This window comes from Streptomyces sp. BF23-19, from assembly GCF_041106355.1.
GTDB lineage: Bacteria > Actinomycetota > Actinomycetes > Streptomycetales > Streptomycetaceae > Streptomyces > Streptomyces virginiae_A.
The window spans coordinates 72,009-84,936 of the sequence record NZ_JBGBPT010000020.1; the positions used below are offsets into that span (position 1 = coordinate 72,009).

Here is a 12,928-nt window from a genome sequence, read left to right on the forward strand (position 1 = left end):
TGACCAGCGGTACACCTCCCGAAAGGGCACAGCGCATGGAGCAGTTCGAGCCCGACCGCCTCTCGGCGGCGCAACTCGCCGCGATGCGGCGCAGCCTCACCAGCGGGCGTGGCGCCCTCACCCGCCGCTCGTTGCTGCGCGCCTCCGGAGTCGGAGCGCTCACCCTCGGAGGGCTGTCCGCCCTCACCGGGTGCGGGATCCCGCCCGCCAAACGTGAGGGCGACGCCGCCGTGGCCTCCGACGACCACTCGGCCCAGGAGAAGGAGATCAACTTCTCCAACTGGACCGAGTACATGGACACCAGCGAGGACGAGAAGAGCCGTCCCACACTGGAGGAGTTCACCAAGCGGACCGGCATCAAGGTCAAGTACACCGAGGACATCAACGACAACGTCGAGTTCTTCGGCAAGATCCGCCCCCAGCTCGCGGCCGGTCAGGACACCGGCCGCGACCTGATCGTCGTCACCGACTGGCTCGCCGCCCGCATCATCCGCCTCGGCTGGGCACAGAAGCTGGACCCCGCACACCTCCCGCACGCCTACGCCAACCTGATCCCGCAGTTCCGCACCCCCGACTGGGACCCGGGACGGTCCTACAGCTACCCCTGGACCGGCATCGACACCGTCATCGCGTACAACGAGAAGGCGACCGGCGGCAAGAAGGTCGACTCCGTCACCCAGCTGCTCGACGACCCCTCCCTCAAGGGCCGCGTCGGCTTCCTCACCGAGATGCGCGACAGCGTCGGCATGACCCTGCTCGACCAGGGCAAGGACCCGGCGACCTTCACCACCGCCGACTTCGACGAGGCCATCGGCCGGCTCCAGAAGGGCGTGGACAAGAACCAGATCCGCCGCTTCACCGGCAACGACTACACGTCCGACCTGGACAAGGGCGACCTCGCCGCCTGCCTCGCCTGGGCCGGGGACATCATCCAGCTCCAGGCCGGCAACCCGGACATCAAGTACGCCATCCCCGCCCCCGGATACATCACCTCCAGCGACAACCTGCTGGTCCCCGCCAAGGCCCGGCACAAGGCCAACGCGGAGAAGCTGATCGACTTCTACTACGAGCCCGAGATCGCCGCCCAGCTGGCCGCGTACATCAGCTACGTCTGCCCGGTCGAGGGCGTCAAGGACGAACTGGCCAAGATCGATCCCGAGCTCGCGGACAACCCCCTGATCGTCCCGGACAAGGCGATGGCCGCCAAGGCCCACGCCTTCCGTTCCCTCACCAGCGAGGAAGAGACGGCGTACGAGGAGAAGTTCGCCAAGCTCATCGGCGCCTGACGCACGCCTTGCGGCGAGCCGATCCCGCCGGACCGCGACCCCGACCGCCGGATCCGTCCGGCGGCGGCGCGGCCCGCCCGACCGGCTCCGCCGAGCCTTCGCCCCCTTGCCCCACCCAACCCCGGGACCATCCATGACTGACAAGACCGCGGGCGGCGACGTCCGCCTCTCCGGGATCAGCAAGCACTACGGCACCTTCACCGCCGTGCACCCGCTGGATCTCACCATCCCCCAGGGCTCCTTCTTCGCCCTGCTCGGCGCCTCCGGCTGCGGGAAGACCACCACCCTGCGCATGATCGCCGGCCTGGAGGAACCCTCCACCGGCACCGTGCACCTCGGCGACCGGGACGTCACCGACCTGCAGCCGTACAAGCGCCCGGTCAACACGGTCTTCCAGAGCTACGCGCTCTTCCCGCACCTGAGCATCTTCGAGAACGTCGCCTTCGGGCTGCGCCGCCGCGGCGTGAAGTCGGTCAAGAAGCAGGTGGACGACATGCTGGAGCTGGTCCAGCTCGGCCAGTTCGCCCAGCGCAAGCCGCACCAGCTCTCCGGCGGCCAGCAGCAGCGCGTCGCCGTCGCCCGCGCCCTGATCAACCACCCGCAGGTGCTGCTCCTCGACGAGCCGCTCGGCGCCCTCGACCTCAAGCTGCGCCGCCAGATGCAGCTGGAGCTCAAGCGGATCCAGACCGAGGTCGGCATCACCTTCGTGCACGTCACGCACGACCAGGAGGAGGCCATGACCATGGCCGACACGGTCGCCGTGATGAACGGCGGCCGCGTCGAGCAGCTGGGCGCCCCCGCCGAGCTGTACGAGAACCCGGGCACCACCTTCGTCGCCAACTTCCTCGGCACCTCGAACCTCATCGAGGCCTCGGTGGACTCCGCGGGCTCCGAGGTGGTCGTCTCCGCCTCCGGCACGAAACTCCGGCTGCCCGCCGCCCGCTGCGCGACCACCCCCCGTGCGGGCGGAAAGCTCCTGGTCGGGGTGCGCCCGGAGAAGATCTCCCTGGTCCACGCCGACGAGGAGCACACCATCGCGGCCGGCCGGAACACGATCACCGGCAGGATCGCCGACTCCTCCTTCATCGGCGTCTCCACCCAGTACGTCATCGACAGCCAGGTCTGTCCCGAGCTGGAGGTGTACGCCCAGAACATAGAGCGGGACTCCCGCCTCATACCGGGCGCCGAGGTGATCCTGCACTGGAACCCGGAGCACACCTTCGGCCTCGACGCGGCCCAGGACATCGACGCGGGCATCGAGACGGTGGAGGAGAGCGCATGACGACCACCGCGGCGCCGCCCCAGGCGCCCGCCCCCACCGAGCCCCCGGTGCACAAGCCGTCCCTGCGCAAGCGGCTGATCCCGTACTGGCTGCTGCTCCCCGGCATCCTGTGGCTGCTGGTCTTCTTCGTGCTGCCGATGATCTACCAGGCCTCCACCTCGGTGCAGACCGGCTCCCTCGAAGAGGGCTTCCAGGTCACCTGGCACTTCGGGACCTACTGGGACGCCTTCACCGAGTACTACCCGCAGTTCCTGCGCTCCCTGCTCTACGCGGGCACCGCGACCGCGCTGTGCCTGCTGCTCGGGTACCCGCTGGCCTACCTGATCGCCTTCAAGGCGGGCCGCTGGCGCAACCTGCTGCTGGTCCTGGTCATCGCCCCGTTCTTCACCAGCTTCCTGATCCGCACCCTCGCCTGGAAGACGATCCTGGCCGACGGCGGCCCGGTGGTCGCCGTCCTCAACAGCGTCGGCTTCCTCGACGTCACCAGCTGGCTCGGCATGACCGAGGGGGACCGGGTACTGGCCACGCCGCTCGCGGTGGTCTGCGGTCTGACGTACAACTTCCTCCCCTTCATGATCCTGCCGCTGTACTCCTCGCTGGAGCGCATCGACACCCGCCTCCACGAGGCGGCCGGGGACCTGTACGCCCGCCCCGCCACGGTCTTCCGGAAGGTGACCTTCCCGCTCTCGATGCCGGGCGTGGTCTCCGGAACCCTGCTCACCTTCATCCCGGCGAGCGGCGACTACGTGAACGCCGAACTGCTCGGGTCCACGGACACCCGGATGATCGGCAACGTCATCCAGTCGCAGTACCTGCGGATCCTCGACTACCCGACGGCGGCCGCGCTGTCCTTCATTCTCATGGCGATCGTGCTGATCATGGTCACCATCTACATCCGCCGAGCGGGGACGGAGGACCTGGTCTGATGCGCAATCCCCTCACCTGGCTCCGGCGCAACCTGGTCGTCATCGCGGGCCTCGGCACGCTCGCGTACATGATCCTGCCGAACGTCGTCGTCACCGTCTTCTCCTTCAACAACCCCACCGGGCGGTTCAACTACGCCTGGCAGGAGTTCTCCCTCGACGCGTGGAAGGACCCCTGCGGGGTCGCCGACATGTGCGGGTCGCTGTCCCTCTCGCTCCAGATCGCGCTGTGGTCCACCCTCGTCGCGACCGCCCTGGGCACCGCGATCGCCTTCGCGCTCGTGCGCTACCGCTTCCGGGCGCGCGGCGCGGTCAACTCGCTGATCTTCCTGCCCATGGCCATGCCCGAGATCGTGATGGCGGCCTCGCTGCTCGCGCTCTTCCTCAACATGGGCATCCAGCTGGGCTTCTGGACGATCCTGATAGCCCACATCATGTTCTGCCTCAGCTTCGTCGTCGCCGCCGTCAAGGCGCGTGTCCTGTCCATGGACCCGCGGTTGGAGGAGGCCGCCCGCGACCTCTACGCCGGCCCGGTGCAGACCTTCGTACGGGTCACCCTGCCGATCGCGGCGCCCGGTATCGCGGCGGGCGCGCTGCTCTCCTTCGCGCTCTCCTTCGACGACTTCATCATCACCAACTTCAACTCGGGCAACACCGTCACCTTCCCCATGTTCGTGTGGGGCTCGGCCCAGCGCGGTACGCCCGTGCAGATCAACGTCATCGGTACGGCGATGTTCGTCATCGCGGTGCTGGTGGTCCTGGCCGGCCAGATGGTCGGCAACCGCCGCAAGAAGGCACAACCGAAGTAATTCGGGAAAGCACGTCATCAGTTCCGTAGGGAGTTGGAAGACATGGCCCCAGTCGCCATGCGTAGTGTTGCGAAATCCCTTTCCGAAGCGAAGCCGGTCTCGTACTGGCTGGACGACCCCGGCAAGCCGGCCCCCGAGCCGGCGCTGACCTCCGACGAGCGCTGCGACCTGCTGGTCATCGGCGCCGGCTACAGCGGACTGTGGACCGCGCTGATCGCCAAGGAGCGCGACCCCGGGCGGGACGTCGTACTGATCGAGAGCAAGGAGGCGGGCTGGGCCGCCTCCGGCCGCAACGGCGGATTCTGCGCCGCCTCCCTCACCCACGGCCTCGGCAACGGCATGGCCCGCTGGCCCGGCGAGCTGGCCGAGCTGGAGGAGATGGGCGCCCGCAACCTCGACGCCATCGAGGAGGCCGTCGCCCGCTACGGCATCGACTGCGACTTCGAGCGGACCGGCGAGATCGACGTCGCCACCGAACCGCACCAGGTCGAGGAACTGCGCGAACTGCACGAGGAGGCAATGCGCCTGGGCCTCGCCGACGGCTCCGAGTGGCTGGACGGCGAGGCGGTGCGCGCCGAGGTCGACTCGCCGACCTTCCTCGCGGGCCTCTGGGACCGCGACGGCGTCGCCATGCTCAACCCGGCGAAGCTGGCCTGGGGCCTCAAGCGGGCCTGCCTGGAGCTCGGGGTGCGGATCTACGAGAACACCCGAGGCCTGAAGCTGGCCGCGGCCGGCTCCGGGATGACCGTGACGACCCCCTACGGCACGATCCTCGCGCGCCGGGTCGCCCTCGGCACGAACATCTTCCCCTCGCTGGTCCGTCGGGTCCGCCCGTTCACCGTCCCGGTCTACGACTACGCGCTCATGAGCGAGCCGCTCGACGAGGCCCAGCTGGCCGCGATCGGCTGGAAGCGGCGGCAGGGTCTCGGTGACAGCGCCAACCAGTTCCACTACTTCCGGATCACCCGCGACAACCGGATCCTGTGGGGCGGCTACGACGCGATCTACCCCTACCGGGGGAAGCTCGACTCCGAGTACGACCATCGCCCCGAGACCTACCTCAAGCTCGCGGAGCACTTCTTCACCGCCTTCCCGCAGCTGGAGGGCCTGAAGTTCAGTCACGCCTGGGGCGGCGCGATCGACACCTGCTCGCGCTTCTCCGCCTTCTTCGGCACGGCGCACTCGGGGAAGGTCGCCTACGCGGCCGGCTACACCGGGCTCGGCGTGGGGGCCACCCGGTTCGGGGCGGAGGTGATGCTCGACCTCCTGGACGGGCTCTCCACCGAGCGCACGCGGCTGGAGATGGTGAAGTCCAAGCCGATGCCGTTCCCGCCCGAGCCGTTCGCCTGGACCGGGATCGCGCTCACCAAGTGGTCGCTGGCCCGCGCGGACGCCCGGGGCGGCCACCGGAACCTGTGGCTCAAGGTGATGGACAAGCTCGGCCTCGGCTTCGACAGCTAGGCAGTCTCTTTCGGATCCAGGGGGTGTCCTGCCGATCATGCCGGGCGCGCCCCCGGCGCGAACCGCCCGTCACCGTGTGACCCGATTCACTACTATGGAGTAACGAAACCCGCGTCATACCCGCGCCCGGCTCCGCTCTCTCCCGGTGAGAACCCCTCACCTACAGGGAACGGAGGCCGGGCGATGACGATTCCGGGGGCCAAGACGGCGGTGGAATGGCTGGTATCGGTGGCGCCGGATCCGGACGCCTGCCGGTGGGAGTGGGAGCGCAACCCCCTCGGGGTCGCCCTGCTGCCCGCCGGCCGCCGCTGGGACGTACTGATCCTGCCCGGGGAGCTGGGGCGGCCCACCCTCGACGTGCTCCGCCTGATCCTCGACCGGCCCGGCCCGGTGCTCGCCGATTTCGGCCACTCCCGGCTGGGCTTCTTCGTGCCCGCCGGCACGGCGTCCCGGTGGCTCGGCACCGGTGTACGGGGCGCCGGGCGCGGGAGCTGGATCGTGGTCCCGTATCCCGGTCGGGCGACCGGCGGGGTCCGCTGGCTGGAACTCCCGGACGGCGAGGGGACGCTCACCGACCCGGCCGTGCTGGAGCTCGCGATGCACGAGGCGGCCGCGTGCGTGCTGACGCATGGAGGCCGGAAGTCTTGACAAGGGTATTGGTCTGGACCATCTTGGGCGCCGCTGACCCCCTCCATCCCCCCATGCCCCGGAGGCAGTTGTGCGCAGAGCCCTACCCCTCCTTACGGCCGCCGCCCTCGCGGTGGCCGGCTTCCTCGCCGCGGGCCCGCCCGCCGCGGCGGCCGACGCCGACCTCGTACGCAACGGCGGCTTCGAGGCCGGACTCGACGGCTGGAGCTGCTCCGGCGGCAGCGGAGCCGTCGTCACCACGCCCGTCCACGGCGGAAGTTCCGCCCTGCGGGCCACCCCGGCCGGCCAGGACAACGCCCGCTGCTCCCAGACCGTCACCGTCGAGCCCGACTCGGCGTACACGCTCGGCGCATGGGTGCAGGGCGCGTACGTCTACCTCGGCGCGAGCGGCACCGGCACCACCGACGTGTCGACCTGGACGCAGACGCCCGGAGCGTGGAAGCAGCTGACGACCACCTTCCGCACCGGCCCGTCCACCACCTCGGTGACCGTCTACACCCACGGCTGGTACGGCCAACCCGCCCACCTCACCGACGACCTCACCCTGGTCGGCCCGGACCCCGGCGGTCCCGGCCAACCCCAGCTCCCGGCCGCCCCCACCGGCCTGACCGCCTCCGCCACCTCGTCGACCTCGGTCGCGCTGACCTGGTCGGCGGTGCCGGGCGCCACCTCGTACACCGTCCACCGGGACGGCGCCGCCCCGCTGTCCGTCACCGCCGCCTCGGCGGCCGTGGCCGGCCTCACCGCGGCCATCACCTACACCTTCCGGGTCAGCGCGGTGAACGCGGCGGGCACCTCCCCGCAGAGCGCGCCCGCCACCGCGACCACGCCCGGTGGCGGTGGAGGCGACGGCGGTGGCCTGCCCGCGCACGCGCTCGTCGGCTACCTGCACGCGAGCTTCGCCAACGGCTCCGGCTACGTCCGCATGGCCGACGTGCCCGCCTCCTGGGACGTCATCAACCTGGCCTTCGGTGAACCCACTTCGGTGACCTCGGGCGACATCCGCTTCCGGCTCTGCCCGGTCGCGGAATGCCCGAACGTCGAATCCGAGGCCGAGTTCAAGGCGGCCGTCAAGGCCAAGCAGGCCGCCGGCAAGAAAGTGCTGATCTCGATCGGCGGCCAGAACGGCCAGGTCCAACTCGCGAGCACGGCCGCCCGGGACACCTTCGTCTCCTCCGTCAGCAAGATCATCGACGAGTACGGCCTCAACGGCCTGGACATCGACTTCGAGGGCCACTCCCTGTCCCTGGCCACCGGGGACACCGACTTCCGGGCGCCCACCACCCCGGTGGTCGTGAACCTCATCTCGGCCGTGAAGACCCTGAAGGCCAAGTACGGCCCGGACTTCGTCCTGACCATGGCCCCGGAGACCTTCTTCGTCCAGCTGGGCTACCAGTACTACGGATCCGGCCCCTGGGGCGGCCAGGACCCGCGCGCCGGCGCGTACCTCCCGGTCATCCACGCCCTGCGCGACGACCTCACCCTGCTCCACGTCCAGGACTACAACTCGGGCTCGATCATGGGCCTCGACGACCGGTACCACTCCATGGGCGGCGCGGACTTCCACATCGCGATGACCGACATGCTGCTCACCGGCTTCCCGGTCGCCGGGAACACCGCGCGGGTCTTCCCGGCCCTGCGCCCGGACCAGGTCGCCATCGGCCTGCCGGCCACGACCAACGCGGGCAACGGCCACACCTCGCCCGCGGAGGTGACCAAGGCGCTCAACTGCCTGACGAGGAAGACCGACTGCGGGACCTACCAGCCCCACGGCACCTGGCCGGGCCTGCGCGGCCTGATGACCTGGTCGATCAACTGGGACCGCTTCGGCGGCTGGGAGTTCAGCCGGAACTTCGACGCCTACTTCGGCGGCTGACCCGGTCGGCCCAGGCCACACCGAGCAGCAGGGGCGTGCACATCAGCAGGCTGGCCAGGACGTCCAGCGGCCAGTGCCACCCCCGCAGGACCAGGCCGACGGCCGTCGCCCCCGTGAGGACCAGGGCGGGGGCCGTCGGCCATGCCCGGCGGGTGTACGGGCGCAGGAGCAGGGCCGCGCCGAGGTAGGCGACGGCCGCGGTGGCCGTGTGGCCCGAGGGGAAGTAGCCGGCGGCCCAGGGCTCCAGCGGGCCGGGCCGGGCGGTCCACTCCTTGAACGGGATGACCAGCGCCGGCACCAGGGCCATCGCCAGGCCCGCGGCCCCGGCGGCCAGGGCCCGCCCGCGCCGGGCGGCGTAGGCCATGGCCAGGACGAGGACGGGTACGGCGATCGGGATGTTGCCGAGGTCCGAGAGGCGCTCGGTGACGGAGTCCGGGAGCGTGCGCACCAGGGCGCGGCTCAGCGCGTGGTCCGGGGTCAGCAGCGGGCCGGAGACCAGCACCTGCCAGGTGACCAGGGAGAAGAGGAGGCCGCAGACCGCGGCGATCAGGAGAGGAGTGGCCGGCCGTCCCGGAACAGGGGGGATGGTTCCGGGACGGCCGCCCGGACCGGGTTGCCGAGCGCCCCGGGGGGTTTGGGGCGAACGGCTGTCCGATCGGTGAGGAGTGTGCGCGAACGCATGCCCAGTACGGTGCTGGGGAAGCCCAGTACTGGTGTCGCCCCCGGTTTCCCTGGAGCGGGGTGTCTCACTCATCTGCAGAAACCGTACGGCAGCGAAAGGGGGACCGACAGCAGGATCGCGCTCCCGCCATCGGCCCCCCACAGCTTCTTCACAGCGTCCGCCCGTTACCGCCGGTAGGTGCCGGTTGCAGCGTGCGCACGTTCTAGCCGTTCGATCAGATGGCCGTGCCGATGGCCGCGAACGCGGCCTCGATGAGGTCCAGGCCCTCGTTCAGCAGGTCCTCGCCGATGACGATCGGCGGGAGGAAGCGGAGCACGTTGCCGTAGGTGCCGCAGGTGAGGACGAGCAGGCCCTCGGCGTGGCAGGCCTTGGCGAGCGCGCCGGCCGCCTCCGGGAACGGGGTCTTGGACACCGGGTCCTTGACCAGCTCGATCGCGATCATGGCGCCGCGGCCGCGGATGTCGCCGATGATGTCGTACTTCTCCTGCATGGCCGTCAGGCGGGCCTTCATGACGGACTCGATCTTCTTCGCCGCGGCGTTGAGGTCGAGCTCCTTCATGGTCTCGATGGAGCCGAGCGCACCGGCGCAGGCCACCGGGTTACCGCCGTAGGTACCACCCAGGCCACCCGCGTGCGCGGCGTCCATGATCTCGGCGCGGCCGGTCACGGCGGCGAGCGGCAGACCGCCCGCGATGCCCTTGGCGGTGGTGATCAGGTCCGGGACGATGCCCTCGTCCTCGCACGCGAACCACTGGCCGGTGCGGCAGAAGCCGGACTGGATCTCGTCGGCGACGAAGACGATGCCGTTGTCGTTGGCGAACTTCACGATCGCGGGCAGGAAGCCCTTGGCCGGCTCGATGAAGCCGCCCTCGCCGAGGACCGGCTCGATGATGATCGCGGCGACGTTCTCGGCGCCGATCTGCTTGGTGATCTGGTCGATCGCCTGGGCGGCGGCCTCGGGGCCGCAGTTCTCGGCGCCGGTGGGCCAGCGGTAGCCGTAGGCGACCGGGACGCGGTAGACCTCGGGGGCGAACGGACCGAAGCCCTGCTTGTACGGCATGTTCTTCGCCGTCAGCGCCATGGTGAGGTTCGTACGGCCGTGGTAGCCGTGGTCGAAGACGACGACGGCCTGGCGCTTGGTGTACGAACGGGCGATCTTGACCGCGTTCTCGACGGCCTCGGCGCCGGAGTTGAACAGGGCCGACTTCTTGGCGTGGGTGCCCGGGGTCAGCTCGGCGAGGGCCTCGCAGACCTCGACGTAGCCCTCGTACGGGGTGACCATGAAACAGGTGTGGGTGAAGTCGGCGAGCTGCGCGGAGGCGCGACGCACGACGGCCTCGGCGGAGGCGCCGACCGAGGTCACGGCGATGCCGGAGCCGAAGTCGATCAGGCGGTTGCCGTCGACGTCCTCGATGATGCCGCCGCCCGCGCGGGCCGTGAAGACGGGCAGCACGGAGCCCACGCCACCGGCCACGGTCTGCAGGCGACGGGCCTGCAGTTCCTGCGACTTCGGGCCGGGGATCGCGGTGACGATCTTGCGCTCCTGCGGAACAGCGGTCATAGAGGGCTCCTGGGGGGTGTTTTCGGACGCACTTGTCTCTTTGTCCGCAGGCTAGGCCCGGGAGCGGGGGTCCTGCATGCTCCGTTCGGTAGTGATCACCGCGTGTCCTTGTCCGTGACGGCCATAGGAAGGACGCGGGCACGCGTCTTGTGGACGGCGCGGCGAATCGGAGCACGAGTACGGGCCCACGGCCGGCGCCGGGCAACTACATTGAGCGACGCAGCGCAGGCACGGGCAGGGGGCAGGGGTTTCATGGACACCGACGGCACGCACGAGACGCGCCCGCCCCGGGTGGGGCACGTCCCGAGACCGGCGTCGCCGCCACCCGGCCTCCCCCCGAAGCCCTCGCACGCGCCGACGGCCGCCCCGACGCTGGGCGACTGGCTGCGCCACCCGCGCTCCTCGGACGGTCCGGGCGTGTGGACGTACGGGCACGTGCCGCGGGCCGCCGAGGAGCCCGAGGAGACCCCCACCCGCCAACTCATCAGCGGGGCGCTGATCTCCCTGCTCGCGGGGCTGCTGCTGTGGTCGCTGCTGTGGAACGGCTACCTCGGTGCCTTCTGGCTCTGGCCGCTCTACATGTTCACGCCCGACTCCTGGGCCGGAAAGCTCCCGTCCGTCGTGGCCTCCTACGTCTGGTACGGCATGGTCGCCACCGTCCTGGTGATCGGCTTCGGTCGACTCGGCCGCTGGCCCGAACTGGGCCGCCGACTTCTCAGCAGCCGTGTCCTGCGCGCGGTGCAGCCCGCACACCCCGCCGACACCACCCGCCCCGGGGCCGGCGGCCCGGACGACCCCGCGCGCTGGCCCCAGTTGCGGGCCGCCGGGCTCGGGGAGGTGGCCGAGCGGTTGGAGGCGGAGGCCGGGGGTGGGCGGATGAACGACGTGGACTACACCCGGATCCGGCGCGCGTGGGACTCGGTGCGCGTCGACCCCTCGCGCATGCGGGCCTTCGCCGACGCCGTGCGCGACAAGGGCGCCGCCGCCTGCGTGCACCCGTCCGGGGCGCGGGACCTGCCCGTGCGGGCCGCCCGGCACGATCTGCTCGCCCGGCAGGTACTGCTCGGCACCGTCGAGGACGGCACCCGCAACCCCTACCCCCGCCGCGGCACCGCCCTCGCCCTCGACCCCGACGTGCTCGGCACCTCCCTGCTCGCCGTCGGACCCTCCGGCACCGGCAAGACCCGGCAGCTGGTGCGGCCCGTCGTCGAGTCGCTCTCGCTCCAGGCCCTCGCCGGCCAGGCCGCCGTCGTCGCCGTCGGAGCCGCCGGCGCCCAGCTCGGCCCGGACGCCGCCTTCGACGTCGTGGTCCGCGTCGGCGACCCCGCCTCCGTCTACGACCTCGACCTCTACGGCGGCGCCACCGACCCCGACGAGGCCGCCACCCTGCTCGCCGAGGCCTTCGTCGGAGACGTCCCCGGGATCGACGTACGCCGGGCCGCGACCGCCCTCGCCCAGCTCCTCGGGCCGTTCCGGGCGGCGTACGAGCGCTTCCCGGCCGTACCCGAGCTGCGCGAGCTGCTCGACGGGCTGCCCACCGCCTTCGACGCCCTGCGCCGCGACCTCGCCGGGCAGCACGCCATGCTGCGCGAGCTCGACGCCCGCGCCCGCCAGCACGGCGCCCCCGCCGACCCCGGCCCGGCCCTCGCCGACCGGGTGGCCCTGCTGGACCGGCCCGCCTTCGCCGGCTTCTTCGACACCACCGGCCAGGGCCGGCCGTTCTCCCTGCGCGCCCTGGAGCACCCGATCCGCGTCCGCGTCGACCTGCCCGAACGCGGGCACGCCGACGCCTCCCGAATGCTGGCCCGGCTGCTGCTCGCCCAGTTCAACGCCGCCGCGGCCGCCCGCACCGACCGCTCCCTCTTCGCCCTCCTCGCCTTCGACGACGCCTCCCACACCCTGACCGCCGGGACCGTGCGGGGCGTCCAGCGGCTGCGCTCGGCGCACGCGGGCGTCCTGCTCACGCTGCGCACGCTGGACGACGTACCGGAGGAGCTGCGCACACCGCTGCTCGGGTCCGTCGGCTGCCGGATGGCCTTCTCCGGGGTCACCACCTGGGACGGCAAGCGGTTCGCCGAGGCCTGGGGCACGGAGTGGGTGGAGACGCGGGACGTCACCCACCGCACCGTCTTCGCCGACCAGCCGCTCACGCGGCTGATGCACTCCTTCCGCAAGCTCGTCACCGGCAAGGCCGTCACCACGGACGCGGTGACCGTGCGCCAGGTGGAGCGCGAGCGGTGGTCCGCCTCGGATCTGGCGCACGCCGTGCCACCGGGGCACGCGGTGCTGTCGCTGACCTCGGTACGCGGGGAACGCGCGGCTCCGCTGCTGGTCCGCCTGGCCGGAACGTCCTGACCCGCACCCCGACCCGTACGAGGTGGCAGAATCGAGGGGAGTCGT

General features: G+C 71.1%; 10 protein-coding genes. 8 read left to right on the forward strand and 2 right to left on the reverse strand.

From position 1 onward, the window contains the following. The first annotated feature begins 35 nt into the window (after nt 1-35). The 7 genes from AB8A24_RS14255 to AB8A24_RS14285 all read left to right on the forward strand — a co-directional run bounded on the left by AB8A24_RS14255 (nt 36) and on the right by AB8A24_RS14285 (nt 8,285). Nucleotides 36-1,286, forward strand: a complete 1,251-nt coding sequence (locus AB8A24_RS14255) for a spermidine/putrescine ABC transporter substrate-binding protein (protein WP_328961445.1) — start codon at nt 36-38, stop codon at nt 1,284-1,286. A gap of 133 nt (nt 1,287-1,419) precedes the next feature. Further along, nucleotides 1,420-2,568: an ABC transporter ATP-binding protein gene (locus AB8A24_RS14260; protein WP_328961444.1), complete on the forward strand. Its 1,149-nt coding sequence runs from the start codon at nt 1,420-1,422 to the stop codon at nt 2,566-2,568. Beyond that, nucleotides 2,565-3,494: an ABC transporter permease gene (locus tag AB8A24_RS14265; RefSeq protein ID WP_328961443.1), complete on the forward strand. Its 930-nt coding sequence runs from the start codon at nt 2,565-2,567 to the stop codon at nt 3,492-3,494. Before AB8A24_RS14260 ends, AB8A24_RS14265 begins: the two co-directional genes overlap by 4 nt. After that, complete coding sequence (locus AB8A24_RS14270; protein WP_030718627.1) at nt 3,494-4,300, forward strand: ABC transporter permease; 807 nt, start codon at nt 3,494-3,496, stop codon at nt 4,298-4,300. The genes AB8A24_RS14265 and AB8A24_RS14270 overlap by 1 nt, the downstream gene beginning before the upstream one ends. A 42-nt stretch (nt 4,301-4,342) precedes the next feature. Further along, nucleotides 4,343-5,761, forward strand: a complete 1,419-nt coding sequence (locus tag AB8A24_RS14275) for an FAD-dependent oxidoreductase (RefSeq protein ID WP_328961442.1) — start codon at nt 4,343-4,345, stop codon at nt 5,759-5,761. A gap of 183 nt (nt 5,762-5,944) precedes the next feature. Next, nucleotides 5,945-6,409: a hypothetical protein gene (locus AB8A24_RS14280; protein ID WP_328961441.1), complete on the forward strand. Its 465-nt coding sequence runs from the start codon at nt 5,945-5,947 to the stop codon at nt 6,407-6,409. A 70-nt stretch (nt 6,410-6,479) separates the two neighbouring features. Then, nucleotides 6,480-8,285, forward strand: coding sequence for a chitinase (locus tag AB8A24_RS14285; RefSeq protein WP_369475902.1), 1,806 nt, complete (start codon nt 6,480-6,482; stop codon nt 8,283-8,285). Here the strand turns inward: AB8A24_RS14285 and AB8A24_RS14290 are convergent. Beyond that, entirely contained in the window at nt 8,251-8,787 is a 537-nt protein-coding gene (locus tag AB8A24_RS14290) for a phosphatase PAP2 family protein (protein ID WP_369475904.1), read from the reverse strand. The genes AB8A24_RS14285 and AB8A24_RS14290 overlap by 35 nt on opposite strands. A gap of 394 nt (nt 8,788-9,181) precedes the next feature. Next, nucleotides 9,182-10,528 (reverse strand): 4-aminobutyrate--2-oxoglutarate transaminase, encoded by a 1,347-nt coding sequence (gene gabT, locus AB8A24_RS14295; RefSeq protein ID WP_030012869.1) that lies wholly within the window; start codon nt 10,526-10,528, stop codon nt 9,182-9,184. A gap of 252 nt (nt 10,529-10,780) precedes the next feature. On the opposite strand from gabT, the gene AB8A24_RS14300 reads away from it, so the two are divergent. Next, on the forward strand, nt 10,781-12,883 hold the full coding sequence (locus tag AB8A24_RS14300) for an ATP-binding protein (RefSeq protein ID WP_369475908.1): 2,103 nt from the start codon (nt 10,781-10,783) through the stop codon (nt 12,881-12,883). Nucleotides 12,884-12,928: the final 45 nt, after the last annotated feature.